Source organism: Roseimicrobium sp. ORNL1, assembly GCF_011044495.1.
Lineage (GTDB): Bacteria > Verrucomicrobiota > Verrucomicrobiia > Verrucomicrobiales > Verrucomicrobiaceae > Roseimicrobium.
The window spans coordinates 2,822,769-2,842,900 of sequence record NZ_CP049143.1; the positions used below are offsets into that span (position 1 = coordinate 2,822,769).

General features: G+C 60.9%; 13 protein-coding genes and 1 pseudogene. 6 read left to right on the forward strand and 8 right to left on the reverse strand.

The window, feature by feature from the left end; all coding sequences use genetic code 11:
- The first annotated feature begins 225 nt into the window (after positions 1–225).
- Both G5S37_RS11455 and G5S37_RS11460 read left to right on the forward strand, forming a co-directional pair.
- Entirely contained in the window at positions 226–684 is a 459-nt protein-coding gene (locus G5S37_RS11455) for a Crp/Fnr family transcriptional regulator (RefSeq protein ID WP_165203839.1), read from the forward strand.
- A 255-nt stretch (positions 685–939) separates the two neighbouring features.
- Complete coding sequence (locus G5S37_RS11460; RefSeq protein WP_165203841.1) at positions 940–1,356, forward strand: DUF3307 domain-containing protein; 417 nt, start codon at positions 940–942, stop codon at positions 1,354–1,356.
- Positions 1,357–1,945: 589 nt separating this feature from the next.
- Here G5S37_RS11460 and G5S37_RS11465 read toward each other — a convergent pair.
- Entirely contained in the window at positions 1,946–2,410 is a 465-nt protein-coding gene (locus tag G5S37_RS11465; protein ID WP_165203843.1) for a host attachment protein, read from the reverse strand.
- 446 nt (positions 2,411–2,856) lie between these two features.
- Here G5S37_RS11465 and G5S37_RS11470 point away from each other — a divergent pair, with 446 nt between their 5' ends.
- On the forward strand, positions 2,857–3,363 hold the full coding sequence (locus G5S37_RS11470; protein ID WP_165203845.1) for a ferritin-like domain-containing protein: 507 nt from the start codon (positions 2,857–2,859) through the stop codon (positions 3,361–3,363).
- Between the two features lie 462 nt (positions 3,364–3,825).
- Here G5S37_RS11470 and G5S37_RS11475 read toward each other — a convergent pair whose 3' ends face one another.
- The 4 genes from G5S37_RS11475 to G5S37_RS11490 form a co-directional block, all read right to left on the reverse strand.
- Positions 3,826–4,749: a hypothetical protein gene (locus G5S37_RS11475; protein ID WP_165203847.1), complete on the reverse strand. Its 924-nt coding sequence runs from the start codon at positions 4,747–4,749 to the stop codon at positions 3,826–3,828.
- A 355-nt stretch (positions 4,750–5,104) separates the two neighbouring features.
- Positions 5,105–5,542, reverse strand: a complete 438-nt coding sequence (locus G5S37_RS11480) for a hypothetical protein (RefSeq protein WP_165203849.1) — start codon at positions 5,540–5,542, stop codon at positions 5,105–5,107.
- 26 nt (positions 5,543–5,568) lie between these two features.
- Positions 5,569–6,150 carry a hypothetical protein gene (locus G5S37_RS11485; protein ID WP_165203851.1) on the reverse strand — a complete coding sequence of 194 codons (582 nt, stop codon included), beginning with the start codon at positions 6,148–6,150 and terminating at the stop codon, positions 5,569–5,571.
- Positions 6,151–6,214: 64 nt separating this feature from the next.
- Positions 6,215–7,756 (reverse strand): hypothetical protein, encoded by a 1,542-nt coding sequence (locus tag G5S37_RS11490; RefSeq protein WP_165203853.1) that lies wholly within the window; start codon positions 7,754–7,756, stop codon positions 6,215–6,217.
- A gap of 99 nt (positions 7,757–7,855) precedes the next feature.
- On the opposite strand from G5S37_RS11490, the gene G5S37_RS11495 reads away from it, so the two are divergent.
- Positions 7,856–9,832: an ATP-binding cassette domain-containing protein gene (locus tag G5S37_RS11495; protein ID WP_165203855.1), complete on the forward strand. Its 1,977-nt coding sequence runs from the start codon at positions 7,856–7,858 to the stop codon at positions 9,830–9,832.
- A gap of 80 nt (positions 9,833–9,912) precedes the next feature.
- Positions 9,913–10,319 (forward strand): annotated as a pseudogene (locus G5S37_RS11500) (four helix bundle protein).
- 98 nt (positions 10,320–10,417) lie between these two features.
- Here the strand turns inward: G5S37_RS11500 and araD are convergent.
- The 3 genes from araD to G5S37_RS11515 form a co-directional block, all read right to left on the reverse strand.
- Positions 10,418–11,125: an L-ribulose-5-phosphate 4-epimerase AraD gene (gene araD, locus G5S37_RS11505; RefSeq protein ID WP_165211511.1), complete on the reverse strand. Its 708-nt coding sequence runs from the start codon at positions 11,123–11,125 to the stop codon at positions 10,418–10,420.
- A 5-nt stretch (positions 11,126–11,130) separates the two neighbouring features.
- Complete coding sequence (locus tag G5S37_RS11510) at positions 11,131–12,837, reverse strand: ribulokinase (protein ID WP_165203857.1); 1,707 nt, start codon at positions 12,835–12,837, stop codon at positions 11,131–11,133.
- A 494-nt stretch (positions 12,838–13,331) separates the two neighbouring features.
- Positions 13,332–16,919 (reverse strand): HEAT repeat domain-containing protein, encoded by a 3,588-nt coding sequence (locus tag G5S37_RS11515; RefSeq protein ID WP_165203859.1) that lies wholly within the window; start codon positions 16,917–16,919, stop codon positions 13,332–13,334.
- Between the two features lie 544 nt (positions 16,920–17,463).
- Between G5S37_RS11515 and G5S37_RS11520 the strand changes: the two genes are divergently transcribed.
- Complete coding sequence (locus G5S37_RS11520; RefSeq protein WP_165203862.1) at positions 17,464–19,923, forward strand: hypothetical protein; 2,460 nt, start codon at positions 17,464–17,466, stop codon at positions 19,921–19,923.
- Positions 19,924–20,132: the final 209 nt, after the last annotated feature.

Sequence of the window (20,132 nt, forward strand, 5' to 3'; positions counted from 1 at the left end):
CGTCTCTGCGTCTCTGCGTCTCTGCGTCTCTGCGTTGAATCCAATGCACGCCACCACACCCAGCACCACCTCCATGGCGAAACCCCTGAAGAAATTGCCACCTTCCCACTCCTCCAAGCCCCTCAAATTGAAATTACCACACCAGATGGGCGTTTCTTTGCTTGCCTCCGTCTCTTGCATCCTGCAAAAATGCGTCTCGAATTTCCTTAATCTCAATCCACTCCCATGAGCGCCGACTTTTCGACACCGGAACTCCCTGCCAAGGGTATCATCGAACCGCTCGGCGACGACGATCGCCTGCTGCTGAGTAGCTATGGCGAATTCCTCCCGGTGCATGAGCGCCAGGTGCTCATTGAGGAAGGCCACCAGCAGAACTCCCTGTACTACGTCATCAGCGGCACGCTGCATGCCACCACCACCCGCAGTGGTCGCCCGGTGTTGCTCGGCCGCATCGGACCGGGGGAGACCATCGGTGAGATCAATATCTTCCACCCCGGCCTGGCCAGCGCCACCGTGACCGCCATTGAGTTTGCCCAGATCTGGCGCATCGACCGCCAGAGCCTGGAGGACTTCATGAACGTGAGCCCGCTGCCCGCCTCCCACCTGCTCATCGGCATCTCCAGCACGCTGAGCCGCCGTCTCCGCGAGACGAACGACAAGGTGGCGATGATGCACCAGATCTAACCCGGGCTGGTAAGCGTGGAGCCCCGTGCTCCGCGTGGCAGGGGACGGAATGATGGTGTGATGCACCCCAATAGGTTCCCCTGCACCTCCTCGCGCCACGGTTCACTCTTTCTCCTTCCTGTGCCAGACTGACCCCTTGCCTGTGATGACGAATGACGACTGCGGAATACCTGCCCGGCCCCGGCTTGCTGAAAGTTGGTGAGTTCGTGCAATTTTCCGTTTGCCATTTCGGGCGCTCATGAAATGAATCCGGCCATGCTCGAATTCACGCAGCACCCCCAGACTCTTGCCCAGGGCCTGGTGCTGCTTTTCGCTTTGGTCATTGGCCACTCCATTGCGGACTATCCTCTGCAGGGTGACTTCCTCGCGATTCACAAGAACCGTCACGTGAAGCATCCGGCCCACAGCCGCGACTTCCCTCCGACCCTGTGGATTCACTGCCTGCTGGCCCACAGCCTCATCCACGCCGGCTTTGTGTGGTACATCACGGGCAATGTCCTCTTCGGCTTCATCGAGACCGTGCTGCATTTCATCATCGATGCCGTGAAATGCGAGCGCCTCACCAGCTACCACACCGACCAGTTCCTGCATTTCGGCTGCAAGGTGCTCTACGTCGCCCTCATCATGACGTACGGCGGGAGTGGGAGTGGAGTGTGGGAGAGGATACAGTAGTTCAGTAGTGAGCTGCGGGTTTATGTGCCATGGCGCGATAAGCCTCGACAGGAGGTTAGGCGTCCCGCCTGACAGTGGATGTTAGGCCTCCGGGCTGACCAGCAACACATCGCATCTTCTCCGTCTGCCGCCTTGCGAGGACATTTCCGGTTGAGCGCAGAGAGGCGAAGGAGCAGAGCAGCGCAGAAGCATTTCATCCCTCACAGTACGTTGCGGCTGTCAAGGAGTGGGGGCATTCCTGGCCCCATGGAGTTTGGCATGCCCACAGCGTATCGCATCACCGTTAGGCTAAATCGCAAAGCAGCAAAGCAGCAAAGCAGCAAAGCAGCAAAGCAGCAAAGCAGCAAAGCAGCGACGTTTGGCAAAGTGGAGGTTCCAATGGACGTGCAGCACAACAATGGGGGCAGGAATGCCCCCACTCCTTGATCCGGTGCCTCTCTCTCAAAGGCGCGGATGCCGGAGGTGTTGCTGGTCAGGCCGGAGGCCCAACATCCGCTGTCAGGCGGGACGCCTAACCTCCGTGGATCTTCTTTGCTGCTTCGCTGCTTTGCGATTTTAACCGGACCCGCTTTCCACCACCCATTGCCTATCACCCGCCATTGCTGAACCTCTTCGCAAGCTGATCCGCGGGCATGTTCACCAAGTCGAGGCGCAGGTTCGTCACCAGGTTCTGCTTCAACTGCGGATTCAGGCCGTCCAAAATCGCGCCATTGATTTCCGAAGGCGCGGCGAAGCCCCAGGTCTTGGGGTGATGTCGCGTGACGAGTGCTTCAATGTCTGAAGCCACCCTGCGGAAGGATTGCATTTCAATCTCCGCCTCGAGCGTGAGACGCTCCGCGGAGCCAGTGAAGGTGCCATTCACGCCGCTTCCCCGGTTCGGGCCCATCATGGGAAAGGCGCCTGCCTTGTCCGTGACCTGCTCGCTAAGCTTGTGCCGCCCTTCGGGAATCTCCTCGGCACGCACCGTCTTCAGCGTGCCGGATTCGTTGGGAGTATAGGCAATGAGACGACCGCGATCCGCGGCGATGATCAAATCAGGAAGTTTCTTGGCCATGACACAATGGAGTGAGGGTGTAGGGAGAGAGGGAGAATGTTTGTCTCCACGAAGAGCGGGCAACCGTGCATCCGCTCTGCACACTGGATCGCTGCGTTCGTCATGAGCGGATGGGCACGTGGAATCAGGAGCCTTGCTCAGGCTTGTCTTATCAGCCGCAAAAAGACGCAAAAGGCACAGAAGAGAAGGGCATCTTTTTCCAGGAGCGAAAGCAGGGAAATCGGCCGCATGCGCATGAACACTTCCAGCGCGAAACCCTTTTGAGTCTTTTGCGTCTTTTTGCGGCTAACTCAAACCGCTCTTCGCGCTCCAGCGTGCAATCCGCATCACTCATCCCGCTCATGCACGCCGCATCCTGCATGATTGCTCCACGTGCATGCGAAAAAAATCGCGCCTTTGAGTGCTATGCATCCGCTGCGGAGGAGCATCGCGAACCTGCCTCCGATATGAAACTCGAAAACCTACACGACGTCCTCGTCCACGAATTGAGAGACCTCTACAGCGCCGAGAAACAACTCACCAAGGCGCTTCCCAAGATGGCTAAGGCCGCTTCCAATCCCGACCTCGCAGCCGGTTTCGAAAAGCACCTCGAACAGACCGAGGAACATGTGAACCGACTGGAGAGCATCTTCAAGGAACTTGAGGTCTCCAGCCGCGGAGAGAAGTGCAAGGGCATGGAAGGCCTCCTCAAGGAAGGCTCCAAGGTGCTCGAAGAAGATGCTCCCGAAGCCGTGACCGATGCCCTCCTCATCTCCGCCGCCCAGCGCGTGGAGCATTATGAGATCGCCGGCTACGGCAGCGCCATCAGCTTCGCCGAACTGCTGGGGCAGGGGAAGATCGCCAAGATTCTTCGCGAAACCCTCGACGAAGAAAAAGCCACCGACAAGAAGCTCACTGAAATCGCCGAGACCGCCGTGAACCTCGAGGCGGAAGCGCCCGCCACCACCGCTTAGCAACTGCGCGACACAAAAAACTTTCCTGCCAAATGGTATTGGTAGCTGGCCGGTCTCCGCTGACTGGCCAGCCAGGCGATCAATCAGTCGGGCGGCCCCGCTGTCCGGCTGGTTGAATTGCCGCGTCTATGCGTAGAGGTGAAACGCAAAGCAACGAAGCAGCAAAGAAATCAACAGGAGGTTAGGCGTCCCGCCTGACAGTGGTCGTTAGACCTCCGGTCTGACCAGCAACACATCCTGCATCGTCGCCTTCGTCTATCACACCACGAGGCCGTTTCCGGTGAACCGCAAAGAGGCAGAGAGGCAAAGGACGCAGAGGATTGGTCGGGTTGGTGCAGGAGTGATGAGAGTGTTTGGAGAATGGCACACCTCGACGCAAAGGAGGCAGAGACGCGCAGGACATTTTTCACGTCATTGAGTGTCGCAGCGAACGGAGATTAGGCGTCCCGCCCGACCGCAGCTTCAATACTCGCCCTTGTGTTCCGCCCACCACTTCATTGCATTGTCCACGGTGTCCTGGTAGTAGCCATTGGTCTTGTAGTCCCCTTTCTGATACTTCGGCAGGGACCGATTCGGAGCGAAAGGTCCAAGTGAGTCTTCCACTTCGCGGATGCCGAGGTGTTGCCCTATCCTGGTGGCAAAATAGAATTTCTCCGCGTTCTGGTGGTCATTCATGGATTGCAGATAGCCGAAGCAAAGTCTCACGTACTTCTTGCTCGCTTCCTCGCTGAACGTTTCTCGCTTCGCCCTGATAGTCAGGTCGAAGAAAGTGGCCGCCTTGTCTATGGCTCTAGGCTCGCGCGCCGACAGTTGCGCGGCAAGGTCCAGGTAGCCATCAGGCTTTGCATTGACAAGGATGACCCGGAGCGCACTTTGCTGGACGTGGAGAGGCTGCTTCTTATCCCGCGCGATCCTCTCCAATCTGGAGTACAACTCATCCAGCGGAGGCAGTCCCGGGACTGGACCTTTGGCGCGTTTCAGACAGACTTGAATATGAGCGAGGGCAATTTGCCTCTTCAAGCCGAGCGACTCGTCCTCCACCATCTCAAGCATGATTGGCAAGGTCTTCGCGTGGGTGTCCTCGTCGGACATGCGCTCCGCCCAGAGTTGGTCCAGGGTGTATTTGATGCGATCGTCCTCAGTAAGCAGCAGCTCATTCCACGGTTCCTTGGTGGCAGGGCCGCCGCTGCCGACCCTTCCCATGGGAGAGCAGAGCGTAAAAAGCTTCCGTGCATAGGTGGTGAAGTCCTCCTTCATCAGCCGGTAATAGGCCTCGCCCCTGGCCTGAGGCGTGGTTTGATAATCTGCAATCACATCCAGATCATCCGCCTGCGTCGCCGCCTGGGTCGCCATCAACAGGGAGAGAATCAAGGATGCCACACGCATGGGGTTGATCCTGCCAAAAAGCCGCGGGCTGTCATGTAAAGAAATGCAGTATCGCAAGGCGATGGCACACTGCGCCTCCGGCCCCCTCCGCCCACAATCTACGGACGCGCAGGAGCGCATCCCTACCGCCCCTTTTGGGAGAGACGTTTGCCCCGAAGAGCAGGGTGAACGAAGTCGCTCTCCATTCACATGGTGAGCTCACCTAAAAGATTGCCCGGAGAGCCTGAGGTACCACTTGCCTGAACCGAAAGCGCCCCTCCCAAAAAATGGACGGTAGGGATGCGCTCCTGCGCGTCCGAATCTCGCGGGCGGAGGCGGTGGGCATCCAGGGTGAAGATACCGATGCCGCGGGAGACTATCGCAAATACCGGAAGTAATCCCCGCACACAGATATATCGGCGATAAACGCGGTGGAAAGTACCAGCCAGAACTGCAGCGCAAACACGCCGACGAAGGCGCCTTTCCATCCAGAGATTCGCTGGAGGGCGAGCACACCCACCACCAGTGCCACCAGCACGACGGACCAGATGACCACGCTCGGCCACACCTGCGCGTCGCGAACTGACTCATGCATCATCCGCGCACCGAACCAGAGCAGCGCGAAGGGAAGAGCGGAGATTGCCAGAAACACCAGCGCACCCCGATTGGGAAACGGCCGCGAACGGAAAAGCTCACGGCAGATGCCAAACACACACAGCGCCGCCAGCACTCCCGTCACCCACACAAAGAACGGCACGGAGATGGGCAGTAGCTTCGCGAGAGAGATGAAGTGGTCCGTGGTTTGCGCGTCCATGACGTGGCGAATGCATGACTCTCTCCTCAATTTCCATCCCCAGTCAGCGTGGCGAGACTTCCATAGGAAAGAAGCTCTCCCAAGTCATCCCGGGCGTACATGGGCAGACGTCTGGGTGTGAAGGTTGGGAAGAACGTGTTGCCACAAAAGTATTCACGGCGGCTCTGCACGACAAATCCACTCGGGCTGGCAGGATCAGGCTCGATGAGCAGCGGGATCGACTTTCCGGTGCGCAGCAGCATCCCACGCAGTTCCTCAAAGGGACGCTCCGGGAGGAAGGGCGTGAACTGAACACCACGCAGTTCATGACGAGAACCGTCCTTGGTGATGACCACATTCGGCATGGCAAATGAAGCCACCTCCTGGGGCGCATGCAGCACTGGCAGATTGTCCAGCTCAATGGCACGCCCGTAGAGCTTGTACCCCGCGCCGTGCGCGACCACGATTCCAAGACCTGCCGCTACTGCGAGGCCACGCACAACAGCGAAGTCAGTGCGATAAGCCACCAATCCAGCCACGCCGGTCACGAAGAGCAGCCATCCCTCATCACCCACGCGCAGGGCGAGCAGCAGGACGAGTAGAGGAATGCTGCAGAGGATGGTTTTCATCAAAGGAGGCGATTCGGCCCCTCAACTTTACCAGAAGTCAGACTCTGATGACAATGGTGACGACTCACTTCCCAAAAATCGGCACCACACCCTTCAGCACGTCCACGCCGGTCTCGACCGCTTTTTCCATGGTCTTCTCCGCGGCTCCGCCGGTTCCCTGGATCACCTCGGTACCGGTCTTGATCACTTCGGTGGTGACTTCCTTCACGGCAGCGGGTGTCATGGGTACAGGAGTGCCGGTGGCATCGCCCAGAATCTCCAGGCTGCGACCGGCGAGATCCAGCGGCACATCCAGCGCGGCCTTGCCCATGGCGATGAGCAGGCGATTGCTGAGGTCCTCGCGAATGGCGTCCACGGTGCCGGTGATGTTCACATGCGTCCACACAAACCCGGGAGGTCCGGCGGCATGCTGCTCGGTGAAGACATTCGTCTGGGAACCGGGAATCCACCGCAGGCTGTCCGGCAGCACGCCCACCATGAGCTTGCCCTGGATGGCGCGGCCCTGTAACGTGACATCGCCCTCCACACGCACGAGGCCGTTGGATTGCAGCACGAGCTTGCGAATGTAAGTGGTATCACCGGTGCGCTCGATCTCCGCGGTGGCCTGATCCAGTACCACGCGGCGGAAGCGCTGTGTGCGCGTGAAGTCCGCCACGTAGTTCAGCACGGGAATGTTCTCGATCACGCCGTTCTTCACCTGCGACTTCGCCTTCAGCGTGGTGGGTGTGGCTTCATAATCACCGCCGAGCACACCGCTCACCTTCGAGAGCCACTCCGCTCCGAGCACATGCTTCAGGTCGAGATTCGAAAGATGGCCGCTGAAGCTCCAGGTCTTGTCCTTTTCAAAGGGCAAATCCCCGCGCGCCGTCACCTCGCTGTCACCCATCCATCGTGCCACGACATCATTCAGCGCGAGCAGGCGCGCATCCAGCCGTGCGGTGGCGCTGGTCACTTCGAACTTTTCCTGCACACCCGGCAGGGTCAGAATGCCATCCGCGCCGCGCAGCAGCCAGGCGCCCTCATCCACGGCAGGCTTGGCCACGAGTTTGAGTTCCTTCACGGTCACGCCATCCGTCTTGGGAGGAGGCACCAGAGAAAAGCGATCCACCTGCACTTCATCGATCTGCGTGCGCGTGGGCAGCCAGCGCTTCAGCCAGCCGGGCATGGAGGGTGGGGCCGTGTCCAGCTCGGTGCCGGGAGGCAGCTCCTGCGGGATCTCCGCCACGCTGCGCAGGTCCATGCGAAGCTGGTCCATGGTGATGCGCGTTACGCGCCACACACCGCGGCGTGCCGCATCGAAATCCAGGGAGGCCTGCACGCCTTCACCCTCGATGAGCTTCCAGCCCTGCGTGCCCCTCGGCGTGACGCCGGCGCGGGAGATAAATACATTGGGCCCGGACCAGTTCAGCGAGTCCAGCGTGGCCTCGCCCTTCATCGCGTTCCCGAGCTGCTGCGCCATCATCTTCTGGAAGGCCGGGCTCTTGATGTACTGCCGGATCCACACGTAGCCATACACACCTGCGCCTCCCACCACCAGCACGGCGAGTAGCATGACCCACAGCAGGATGCGCAGGAGGGGATTGGATTTCTTTTTCCGTTGTTTCATGTCGTAGCCGGTCCCGATGATACTCACGATACGCAAGTTTTTCTGGCCAGACCAACAAATTCCGCTTAGCTGGCGGCCACTCCCAACCGTTCACCTCGCATGCTCGAACTCAAGAACATCTCGCTCAGCCTGGACCGTGACGGCGAAGCCCATCCGCTCCTGGATGACATCACCTTCAGCATCCCGCCGGGGCACCTGCTGGCCATCGTGGGACCGTCCGGCTGCGGGAAGACCACGCTGCTGAAGACCGTCGCGGGCCTGAAGCACCACGACCAGGGTGAGATCCACTGGGAGGGTCGCAATGTGGAGGATGAAAAGGACCTGCACCCCTCCGAGCTGGGGTACGTGCCGCAGTTCAGCATTGCGCATGATTTGCTCACCGTGGAGGAGTGCGTGGCCAGTGCCGTGGCGCTGCGCACCTGCCAGCCGGATGACGAGAGTGCCTGGGCGCTGGTGGAGACCACGCTGCAACAGACCGGCCTCTCGACCCTGGCCGACCGCCAGGTGAAGGTGCTCTCCGGTGGCCAGCGCCGCCGCCTGGGTCTCGCGATGGAGCTGGTGACCAATCCCACGCTGCTCCTCTGCGATGAGGTGACCAGCGGACTCGACCCGAAGAGCGAACGGGAGATCACGCAGCTCCTGCATGACCTCGCGCAGAATAATCCGCGCCGCATCGTCATCAATGTCACCCACAGCCTGAGCAATCTCTCCCTCTTCGATACCATCTTGGTGCTGCACGAGGGCCGTGTGGTGTATCATGGTCCACCGCGCGCGCTGTCCCACTACTTCAGCGTGGAGCAGGCGGAGGAGATCTATCCGAAGCTCGGGCGCCGCAGCTCGGAGCGCTGGTCGGAATCCTGGAGCCGCCATCGCGATGCCTATTACGCTACCTATGGCCTCGCTCCGAAGAAGGACGAGACCAAGGGCAGCGGCAACGGCAACGGTAAGCACAAGGAATCCGGCACCGGCGATCTGAAGCCTGCGGGTGACCGCGAGCCGGACCGCATCAAGCTTCCCTCCGCTGCTTCCTTCCCGGATGACGGCAAGGCCGACGAAAAGGCCACTCTTGAAAAGGAAGAGGAGGATGAGGGCGACGACTGGTCCAAGTACAAGAAGCGCCACGAGAAGAAGCAGCGTGAAAAGGCGAAGGCGCGCGGTGAGCTTCCCAAGGAAAGCGGCGAGGAACAGCACCTCCCGGAGATCTCGGATGACCACCGCCTGCCCGGCATCTTTGCCCAGACGCGTGAACTGCTGCGCCGGCGCTGGACCATTTTCTGGAGAGACAAGACCCAGCTCTGGCTTCAGGTGGCCATGATCCTGGGATTCCCGCTGCTCGTGGTCATCTTCGGCCTGGAGCCCATCCCGCAGGTGCGCAAGCTCTCCGTGCGGCAGGATTCCAATGTGGTGCTGAATAAGACGGAGGAGGCGCTGTTCAAAGCGAGCCAGATCCAGGCGGGCGGGGTCGTCTCCGGACTCATCCTCATGCAGGTGGTGCTGGTCACCCTCATGGCCTCCAATAACGCTGCACGTGAAATCGCCGGCGAGCGCGACATCCTGGAGCGTGAGCGTCTCGGTGGATTGCGGGCCACCAGCTATGTGCTCAGCAAGATTCTCTTCCTCGGCACCTTCGTGCTCGTGCAGGCCTTATGGATGGGCCTCTTTGTGGAGGTGGTGTGCAGCGGCATCCCGGGCGATCTACTCGTCAAGCTCCTCATGCTCGTGATGGCCTCTGCCGCCATGACCTCCATCTGCCTGGGCATCTCTGCCATGATGCGCTCGCCGGAGAAGGCGACCATCCTCTCCATCTACCTCGTCGGCTTCCAGCTTCCCCTCAGCGGTGCCCTGCTCGCCCTGCCCAAGGCCATCGCGCCTATTTCGCAGTTCTTCATCGCTGCCTACTGGAGCTGGGCTGGCAGCCTGAGCTCCATGAAGAGCACCGACTTCTACGATGCGGTGAGAGCCGTCACCACCACCAACATCGAACACTGGACCACCGCCGTCTTCGTCCTCGCCCTCCATGTCCTCGTCGGCCTCGCGTTTACGTATGCAGGCACGAAGAACTCACAGTGGGACTAACCGGTGCGACGGTAAGCGGTGAGCGGTAGGACGGTGGAACTGAGTCTGGGGAGTGCTGCGTCGGTGACAGGTTTGCGAGCATGAAACCAAGCAATTCCACTTCTGCAAAGCGCCTCGCCGAGAGGTTCACTGATCTGGAGGTGTACAAGGCGGCATTTGACCTCCAGCAAGACATATTCAAAGCCACCAAGGCCTGGTCAAAGGAGGAGATGTATGCACTGACGGACCAAGTCAGACGAAGCAGCAGGTCCATTGGCGCCAACATCGCTACGAGGCACACTTCTCAAGCAAGTTGACCGACGCCGACGCTGAAACGCAGGAAACCATTCACTGGCTGCGGACTGCCTATGCGTGCGGGTATATCTCTCGCGGAACCTGTCAGGATCTAATCAATCGCGCCAAATCGATAGGCAAGATGCTCGGTCGCATGATGGCTGCGGCCTCAAGTTTTCAGCTTTCACCCACCAAGCGCCCTCCGAGCAGGTAGGACGTTCCACCGTCCTACCGCTTACCGCTTACCGCTTACCGGCTCCGCGGTATCCACACGCACCTGACGTGGATTCCCACGACGGTTCGCGCCACTCGCTAATTCTTCCTCTGCCCGTAGTACGCCCCAGGGCCGTGCTTTCTCTGGTGGTGCTTCTCCAGGATATGCTGGGGAATTTTCCCCAGTCCGGGATGCAGCGTCATGGAGCCCAGTGCCATCTGCGCGCACATCTCCAGGGCGATGCTGTTCTTCAGGGAGTCCGCGGCATTCTTGCCCCAGGTGAAAGGTGCGTGATGCGCCTGCAGCACGGCGGGCATCTCCAGGGGGTCGAGGCCCAGCTCCCAGAAACGCTCCACAATCGCCACGCCGGTGTGGTGTTCGTAGTCATCCTCCACCTCCTCAGCCGTCAGCGCGCGCGCCACCGGCACCGCGCCATAAAAATGATCGGCATGCGTGGTGCCAAAGCATGGCAGCTCACGCGAAGCCTGGGCGAACATGGTGGCATACGGCGAGTGCGTGTGCGTGATGCCGCCGATGTGGATGAACTCGCGGTAGAGATGCAGGTGCGTCTTCGTGTCGGAAGAGGGGCGCAGCTTGCTGCCGTGGTCGGTCACCCGGCCTTCCATGTCCAGTACCACCATGTCCTCGGGTTTCAGGTCCGCATACGCCACACCGCTCGGCTTGATGCACCACAATCCCTGCAACCGATCCACGCCGCTCACATTCCCCCAGGTCAGCTTCACCAGCCCGGAGGTCTCCAGCGCGCGGTTGGCCTCACAAACATCTTTCTTCAGTGCTTCCAGCAATTTGCTCATCGTTGTCTTCCGCGAATCTCCAAAAGTCGTTTCATCACCTCATGCAGCCCGCCCTGCCACGTCGCAGTGCCAAAGGCGTCATGAAGAGTACGATACAACGAATACAACTCCGCGTACACAATCTGGTTTTCCAAAATTGGGTGGTAAACCTTTTCTCTAGTGGCTGTTACCCTCGCCTGAAGGTCCGCCACCGTGCCCGCGCCCGCCGCCGCCGCGCCGCAGATGGCTGCACCCAGCGCGCAGGTCTGCTCACTGCGGCTCACCTTCATGGGGCGGCCCAGGATGTCCGCGTAGATCTGCATCAGCGTGGCGTTCTTGATGCTCAGCCCGCCGGTGTTCACTACCTCCAGTACGGGTACACCGTACTCCTCGATACGGTTGATGATGGTCAACGCGCCAAAGGCCGTCGCTTCGATGTAGGCGCGGTACACTTCATGCGCCTTCGTGTGGAGCGTCTGCCCCAGCAGCAGGCCCGTGAGGCGATGGTCCACCAGGATGGTGCGGTTCCCGTTGTTCCAGTCCAGCGCCAGCAACCCTGATGCGCCCGGCTTCTGCCCGGCCATGGCGGCCTCCATCTTGACGAATTTGTCACCCGGCGTCGCGCCGTAGCTGTCCGGCACCAGGTTGTTCACGAACCACAGGAAGATGTCACCCACGGCGCTCTGTCCGGCCTCGATGCCGAAGTGCCCGCCGACTACGGAGCCATTCACGATGCCGCACACGCCCGGGATGTCCGCCAGCGGCTTACTGTCCGGCGCAATCATCAGGTCGCACGTGCTCGTGCCGAGAATCTTCACAATGGTGCCCTCCTTGATGCCCGCACCCACCGCGCCCATGTGCGCATCGAACGCGCCCACCGCAATCGCGATGCCCTCCTTCAGGCCAAGACGCTGCGCCCATGCCGCGCAGAGATTGCCCGCCTTCGTGTCTGCCACGTGCGCCTCGCTGTAGAGACGGTCGCGCAGGTCCGCGAGCGCCGGGTCCAGCTTCGCAAGGAACTCCTTGTCCGGCAGGCCGCCCCACTGCGTGCTGAACATGGCCTTGTGCCCTGCGGCGCACACGCTGCGTTTCAGCGTGAGCGGATTCGTATCGCCCGCCAGCACGGCAGGCAGCCAGTCGCAATGCTCCACGAAGCTGTACGCCGCCTCGAAGACCTTCGGATCATGCCGGCGCAGGCGCAGGATCTTGCTCCAGTACCATTCGGAGGAGTAGATGCCCCCGCACTTCGCCATGATCTGCGGGCGGATTTCATTGCCCAGCTTCGTGATCTCCGCCGCCTCTGCATGCGCCGTGTGGTCCTTCCACAGCCACACCATCGCATTGAGGTTGCCCTTAAACTCCGGCAACAATCCCAGCGGCGTGCCCTCCTTGTTCACCGGGATGGGCGTGCTGCCCGTCGTATCGATGCCAATGCCCACGATCTGCGCCGCGTCGAATCCCGGTACACCCTTGCGCGCCTGCTCCAGCGCCCCGTGCACCACGGCCTCCAGGCCATCCAGATAGTCCTGCGGATTCTGCCTCGCCACATTCGGGTCCCGCGGATCCGTCAGCACCCCGAGGTCACCCGAGGGATAGTTGAACACCGTCGACCCCACCTCCCGGCCGTCCTGGAGGTCTACCAAAAGCGAGCGGCACGAGTTCGTGCCATAGTCGATGCCGAGAGCGTAAGCGGGAGTGGGAGTTGCTGAGGAAGAGGAAGCCATGGGAGAGAGGAATAGCAGCGTGTGCCGGAATCAAGACAGGCGGGGTAGACGTGGGATGGCCTGCCTGTGTGCGTGCGGGAGCGGACCCATGTTGAGTTTTTTGCCACCGGGCGCAATGGCAAAATCTGTCGGATGTTCTTTTCTGGATCGAGGGATTCAACACAGAGACGAGGAGTCTTTTTAAGAAGGACTCACAGTGCACATGAACGTAAGGGCGGGATATAGAAGCCGTGCCGAAGGCCCTGGACTGCGTGCAGCCCTGCTGCCGCTTTCCTCAAGTGCAGCCTGCTGCACGCTACACCGCGACGAAGTCGCCAAGCTTTTTGGGCACATCACCCTACAAGCGAGTGTCACCATCGCCACAGCAGGCTGCGGACTCTGGAAAGCGGCAGCAGGGCTGCGCGCAGTCCAGGGACGCTGCGCGTCACAGCATCTGGATCTGTCGCGTATGTTGCCCTTGTCTCCGTGTTGCAATGCCAACGCGTACCACCCGCCTACTTCAGCGACGCCAAGAACGCCACCAGATCCCTCAGCTCCCGCTGCGTCAGCACCTGCTGCATGATCTCCGGCATCGCCGAGATGCCCGGGGAGCGCGTCTGGATATCTGCCTTCTTCACGGTGTCCACCGGCGCGTTCGGCACGGGGGCACTGAGCTGAATTTCGGTGTCCGTCTCCTTGCGCACCATGCCACCGTAGCTCTTCCCATCCTTCGTCGTGACCATGGTCATCTCGAATCCCGGCGCGATGTTGTTGTTAGGGAACAGCACCGCCTCCAGCAGGTACTCACGCGGATGCTTCGTGCTCACGCCATCCAGCGCCGGTCCCACCTCGCTGCCCTTGTTGCCAACCTTGTGGCACCGCATGCACTGCGCCGCCGTGTGCTCGAAGAAGATTTTCTTCCCCGCGCTCGTGTCGCCACCGGCGAGCAGATAAGGGAACGCCGCCGCGCTGCGTGTCTGCGGCAGCGACTGCAGGTACTGCTGCAGCTTCGCCTTCACCTCGCCATTCTCACGACGCTTCGCCGTTTCGATGACCTCCAGCATCCCTGTTGGCTTCACCTTGCCGGCAATGAGCTTGTCCACCTGCTCTGCAATCAAGGCATCCGCCCTCCCCGCCGGCAACGTGCCCAGCACCACCATCGCCTCGCGTTTCGCCGCCGTATCATCGCCATTCAGAGTGGATTCAAGAACCGTCACCGCGCGCTCCGCATCCACCTTCGGCAGCAGCTGCAGCGTGGCGCGACGCAGCGACGCATCTCCACTCTCCTGCGCCGCGGTGATGGCTTCATTCAGCGCCGCCACGTTCTGCCAGTCACCCAGCGCTTCCAGTGCGGCCAGACGCAACTCTGCAGGCTGAGTGTTGTCCTTCACGATGGCTGCCATCTTGGGAGCAAAGCTATCTGCCTTGAGCTTCCGCACCGCAGCGATGGCGGCGACGCGGACTTCTGACGCCTGTTGGGGATGCATGATCCCGTCCCAGTCTTCCTTGAGTGCGTTGGTGGCCCCGTCGGGTGGTCTGGGTTTCCAGGGGAAGGTGAAGGAGAGGCCGGTGAAACGATTCCGTGTCTGTGGTGTTGCCCATTCACCGAGATAGGTCAGGGCGTCCAGGCGGTTCTGGTTGGCCTCGGGGCGGTCAGCCTTGTAGGTGGCCACTGACGCCAGCCAACCCGCCCTCTTTGATTGCGCAGCCTCGCCAGTTTCCTCGATGCCATCGCGATTTCTCAAAAGGAACCACGAGTACAAGGTGCGGGTTGTAAGCGTGTCGATGATGGGCTCATACATGCCGACGCCGTGTTGCGCCTGCTCGAACAGGTTCAATCGGTCCCAAGCGCGATCCTCAGTGATCGCTCGGGCTGTTTCCAGTCGCACCGCCTTGTGGGCATCTTTATCAAAACTGTCGTTGTAGATCCCTGCCACCATGAGTGTCCCTATCTCTTCATGGAGTCGACGTGCAACCAACGTCATGGCGAGACCTACACCTGGCTCGTTCGATGATTTGATCCCGGTATTCAAGATCCCCATCATATCCGCATCAAATGCACTCTCCGCTAACTGCTTCGACGACGGCTGGAATCCCTCACGCTTCACGCATATACCATACAGCGCCATCACACACGCATGCCGCAGGTAGGCATCTTTGTTGTTGTTCTGCTTGATGAGCTCGATGATCCCCGTCACCGCCTGCTTCGCCTTCAGCTTGCCCAGCGCCTGCGCGGCAAAGTACTGCACGCGTGGTGTATCATCTTGTAGTCGTATCGTGAGCGCTCCCGCCGCATCCCCATACCGCACATCCCCCAGCACCTTAGCCACCTGGGCGCGCACTTCGCTGTCCGCATCCTTCAGCAGGGCAGGGAGGCTTCTACAGACCTCGGAATTCTTGCGACCCAGAATACCCAACCCCCAAATTGCATGCAGCCTCCCCAGCCGGGCCAGCCGCGCATCCGGCGAGAGCGCACGGTCCGCCGCCGCCCTCTCCAGCGACCCGATTCCTCCGGGGCCCGCCCACGCCAATGCGAACTCCGCCTCCATGCGCACACGGCGATCCGCATGCGCCAGCAGCTTCACCAGCTCCGACAAAGAACGGCGGTGCATCCCTTCCTCCAGATACTTCTTCGTCTCCAGCGTGAGCGGGTCTGCGAGCACGGAAGGGTCATACACGCGGAAGATGCGGCCCTTCGCGGTCTTGCTCATCGTCTCCGCCCAGTCCAGCACATAGACAGAACCATCCGGCGCGAGGTCGAGGTCCGGGCTGTGGATGAATTGCAGGAAGGGCTTCGTCTCGCCCAGTTCGAAGCTCGCACCATCCTCCTTCAGGGTGAAGGCGCGGATCTCGCTCTTCGCATAGCTGCCCTTGCTGTGGCACAGCAGGAAGTGCTGGCGGAACTGCGGCGAAATTCCCGTGCCCGTGTCAAAGAGCAGGCCGCTGGGACCATCGCCAATGTTCGAGACCGGAGGCAGGTACGCCGCCGGTCGCACGCCGAGGTCTTCATTCACCTTCGGATTCGGCACGCCGTTGTATTTCTCCTGGCTGCTCTTGAAGGACATCCAGATCTGCTCCGACTTCCACGGCACGCGCTCCTTGCCCATGGGCGGGTGTTGATACCCCACACGCCAGCCGCTGTCGCCGCCCTCCACCACATATACGAGCCGCTCTGTATCCCCGTAGTCGAAGTCATTGTCTCCCGTGAAGAGATTCCCGTGGTCATCGAAGGCCAGCTCCTGCGGATTGCGCAGGCCCCAGTGGATGATCTCCAGCTTGCTGCCATCCTGTTCACAGCGGAAGACCGCACCGCTGTCCACATTCTCGATGCGGCGTCCGTCCGGCAGTTGCACATTCGCTGCGCGGTCTCCGATGCTGAAATACAAGCGTCCATCCGGCCCGAGGATGAGGCCGTGCATGTCATGCCCCGTGTAGCCGAAGCGCACGCCGTAGCCATAGCTCAGCGACTTCTTCGTCACCGCCTCGCCCTTGTCATTCGTCCCATCGAAGCGCCACAGGTTCGGAATGATCGTGGCCCACACCGTGCCTTGCCGCGCGAGCACGCCCGCAGGGATGCCATCCTCCGCATGGTTGAACCCACGCGCATACAGACTGGCGAAGTCCGCCTTGCCATCGTGGTCGCGGTCTTCCATGAGCCGGATGAAGTCCTCCTCCTTCTCCAGGTCCGCAAACTTCTCGCCGAAGTGTTTCTTACACATGGCGATGCGATCCTCCACCGTGCGGCAGGCGAGGTCATCCTCCAGCATGAACATGTAGTTCCGGATATCCAGCACGCTGGACCCCAGTTGATGCGTCTCCGCCACGAAGACACGCCCCTTTTCATCCACACTCAGTGCCACCGGATTCGCCAGCTCCGGCTCCGCCGCCCACAGGTCCGCCTTCATTCCCGCTGGCAGTCCCAATTGCTTCAGCACCTGCGTCCCTTCCTGCGACGCCGGCGCAATGCCCGGCTCCGCTTTTCGGTCAAACGGCTGCAACCCTCCCGCACTGTCCGGCGACCCGGTGGGTTTGTCATCCACGGCGAGGACCGCGAGAGGTAGAGCTAAACAGGCGAGGGGAGTGATGAGCGAGAAACGGAGCATGGTGAGCGGGTGAGGGGGAGAAAAAACGCTGGAGCGGGGACGTGCTGATCACTGAAAAGAGGGGACGTGGTGGATCAAGGGATTCAACACAGAGACCGAGAACACGAGCGCACTAGGACCAAGTGGGGAGCGGAGGTGGTAAGGAGCGTGGCCTTTCCTGGCCGTTGGGTTGCTTGCCGCACTGACGCAGAAGAAGCTGCCAGCCATGCACATGAACGTAAGGGAACGATATGGAAGCGGTGCCGAAGGCCTTGGACTGCGCGCAGCCCTGCTGCCGCTTTCCTGAAGTGCAGCCTGCTGCACGTTCTACCGCGACGAAGTCGCCAAACTTCTGTGGACACGTCACCTTGCGAGCGCGTGTCACCATCGCCACAGCAGGCTGTGGACTCTGGAAAGCGGCAGCAGGGCTGCGCGCAGTCCAGGGACGCTGCGCGTCACAGCATCTAGATCTGTCGAGCGAGTCTCCTTTCTTGTTGGGAACCCCTCTACCCCCCATTCACATTTTCCTTGTCCAATCGCCCAAGATCCAGACTCATGGTGTCGCATGAAGCCCTTCCTCAGAGCTCTCCTGGCCCTTGGCCTATTCGCATCTACTACAGCCCACGCTGCCGAGCCCGCGTCTGGTCCCGTCCAGCTCAGCGGCATCTATCCCGGCCTCGCCATGTACAACAACGAAGGCGAGTGCGGCACCGGCGCGGTGGTGCCCTGGGCGGGGAAGCTCTGGGTCATCACGTATGCTCCGCACAAACCCACCGGCTCCTCGGACAAGCTGTACGAAATCTCCCCGGAGCTGAAGCAAACGGTGCGCCCGGAGAGCATCGGCGGCACGCCGGCGAACCGCATGATCCATCGCGAGTCGAGCCAGCTCTTCATCGGGCCCTATGTCATCGATGAAAAAGGCGGCGTGCGCGTCATCACGCCGAAGCAGATGTATGGCCGCCTCACCGGCAATGCCCGCCACCTCACCGACCCGGCGAACAAGATCTACTACGCCACGATGGAAGAGGGCATCTATGAGGTGGATGTGAAAACACTCGAGCCGAAGGAACTCTGGACTGACGAGCAGGTGAAGAACGGACGCCACGCCGACCTCCCCGGCTACCACGGCAAGGGACTCTACAGCGGCCACGGCAGGCTCATCTATGCCAACAACGGCGACCACGCGAAGGAAGCGCTGAAGGACCCTCGCGTACCCTCCGGCGTGCTCGCCGAGTGGGATGGCAAGGCGGACCAGTGGACCGTCGTGTGCCGCAATCAATTCACCGAAGTCACCGGCCCCGGCGGCATCTATGGCAATGCGAATCCCGAGACCGACCCCGTGTGGAGCATCGGCTGGGATCACCGCTCACTCATCCTCATGGTGATGGATGGCGGCAAGTGGCACACCTACCGCCTGCCCAAGGCCAGCCACAGCTACGATGGTGCGCATGGTTGGAATACCGAATGGCCGCGCATCCGCGACATCGGCACGCCGGAGAAGCCCGAACTGCTCATGACCATGCACGGCATGTTCTGGAGTTTCCCCAAGACTTTCTCCGTGGCGAACAGCGCCGGCATTCGTCCGCGCTCCGCGTATCTGAAGGTCATCGGCGACTTCACGCGCTGGAATGATCAACTCGTCTTCGGCTGCGATGACAGCGCGAAGTCTGAGTTCCTGAACAAGCGCAAGGTGAAAGGCGAGATCGCCGGCCCCGGCCAGTCGCACTCGAACCTGTGGTTCACGTCTCCTAAGACACCCGACAACCTCGGACCTGCCGCGGCCACGGGTGCCGTGTGGATGAAGGATGCAGTGAAGGCTGGTGAACCTTCCGACCCCATGCTCTTCCGGGGCTGGGTCAGGCACGGAGTGTTTCTCCGCAATGACGGGACCGCGCCGGCGACATTCACCTTCGAGATGGACAACGAGGGGAATGGCAAGTGGATGGAAGGTTCGAAAGTCGAGCTGGCCGCAGGTGAATCGAAATGGAAGCGGTTCCCCAGCAAGGCCCCCAGTACTTGGATTCGTGTGAAGTCGGATGTGGATTGCTCCAATGCCACCGCCATCTTCACTCTGGACAATGGTCCCCGCCGCAGGGGTGATGTGGACCACATCTTCGCCGGCCTCGCTTCTCTGGAAGAAGGCACTCACATGGCCGGCCTCGTCCGCGCCCGTGGCGAGGACAAGCGCACCATGCACCTCGCCGCCATGAACGTGACCGGCGAGAAGGTGGAAGACACCGGCTACTACGAACTCGACGCCGAGCTGAAGCTCAAGCGCGTGGAAGATGCGAAGGCCATGGACTATGTGAAGCAGCACGCCGCCATTCCGCGCAACGTCATCACCCTTGATGACGCCTCGGTGCTCATCACCGATGACCGCAATCGTCGCTGGCGTCTCCCGCGCACCGATGCGGGTTATGATGCCATCACGAATGCCGGTCTCGTACGCATCGCCCGCGAAGTCGCCACGGAGCGCGACCTCTTGCATGTGAGCGGTACTTTCTACGAACTGCCCGCGGAGAATGCCGACGGCTTCGCCAAGGTGCGTCCCGTGTCTTCGCACAAACTGCGCATCATGGACTACTGCTCCTATCGCGGCCTGCTCATCCTCACCGGCGTGAAGGCAGATGCTCCGGCTAACAACCCGCACATCATCCGCAGCGATGACGGCAAGGCTGCCGTGTGGGCGGGCGCCATTGATGACCTCTGGTCCCTCGGCAAGCCTGTGGGCTACGGTGGTCCTTGGAAAAACTCCGTAGCGAAAGCCGGTGAACCTTCCGATGCCTACCTCCTCGCTGGTTATGACAAGCGCAGCATCTCCCTCTCTCACGACGCGAGCGAGAGCGTGAAGATGGAAGTGCAAGTCGACCCCACCGGCGAAGGCCTCTGGTTCCCCATCCACACCGCCGAAGTGCCCGCGGGGAAGACCGTGGACTACACCTTCGATGAGTACCTCTACGCCCGCTGGCTCCGCGTCACCGTCTCCAAGGACTGCAACGCGACTGCGCAGTGCAAGTACGAGTAGGCGAGGTGATTGTTGAAACGCAAAAGCAGCGAAGCAGCAAAGGATTGGATGAATGAATCCATGAAGTGATGCCTCGGAAGAAAAGGAGCGAGGGCTTTCCAGCCCGCCTCGTTCCACTCGCTCATCACATCACGCATTGTCTGCACTCAGGAAGTCGGGTCTCCTGACCCGGACAGCGTCCGGTGGGTTTTCCAACCCGCCGACTGTCA

What these genes read in the sequence shown, in the direction of transcription:
- G5S37_RS11455 (WP_165203839.1), top strand. Translation starts at nt 226, where the DNA reads ATGAGCGCCGACTTTTCGACACCGGAACTCCCTGCCAAGGGTATCATC.
- G5S37_RS11490 (WP_165203853.1), bottom strand. Translation starts at nt 7,756, where the DNA reads ATGAAACAACGGAAAAAGAAATCCAATCCCCTCCTGCGCATCCTGCTG.
- G5S37_RS11480 (WP_165203849.1), bottom strand. Translation starts at nt 5,542, where the DNA reads ATGGACGCGCAAACCACGGACCACTTCATCTCTCTCGCGAAGCTACTG.
- G5S37_RS11495 (WP_165203855.1), top strand. Translation starts at nt 7,856, where the DNA reads ATGCTCGAACTCAAGAACATCTCGCTCAGCCTGGACCGTGACGGCGAA.
- G5S37_RS11510 (WP_165203857.1), bottom strand. Translation starts at nt 12,837, where the DNA reads ATGGCTTCCTCTTCCTCAGCAACTCCCACTCCCGCTTACGCTCTCGGC.
- G5S37_RS11470 (WP_165203845.1), top strand. Translation starts at nt 2,857, where the DNA reads ATGAAACTCGAAAACCTACACGACGTCCTCGTCCACGAATTGAGAGAC.
- G5S37_RS11520 (WP_165203862.1), top strand. Translation starts at nt 17,464, where the DNA reads ATGAAGCCCTTCCTCAGAGCTCTCCTGGCCCTTGGCCTATTCGCATCT.
- G5S37_RS11475 (WP_165203847.1), bottom strand. Translation starts at nt 4,749, where the DNA reads ATGCGTGTGGCATCCTTGATTCTCTCCCTGTTGATGGCGACCCAGGCG.
- G5S37_RS11460 (WP_165203841.1), top strand. Translation starts at nt 940, where the DNA reads ATGCTCGAATTCACGCAGCACCCCCAGACTCTTGCCCAGGGCCTGGTG.
- G5S37_RS11515 (WP_165203859.1), bottom strand. Translation starts at nt 16,919, where the DNA reads ATGCTCCGTTTCTCGCTCATCACTCCCCTCGCCTGTTTAGCTCTACCT.
- G5S37_RS11465 (WP_165203843.1), bottom strand. Translation starts at nt 2,410, where the DNA reads ATGGCCAAGAAACTTCCTGATTTGATCATCGCCGCGGATCGCGGTCGT.
- G5S37_RS11485 (WP_165203851.1), bottom strand. Translation starts at nt 6,150, where the DNA reads ATGAAAACCATCCTCTGCAGCATTCCTCTACTCGTCCTGCTGCTCGCC.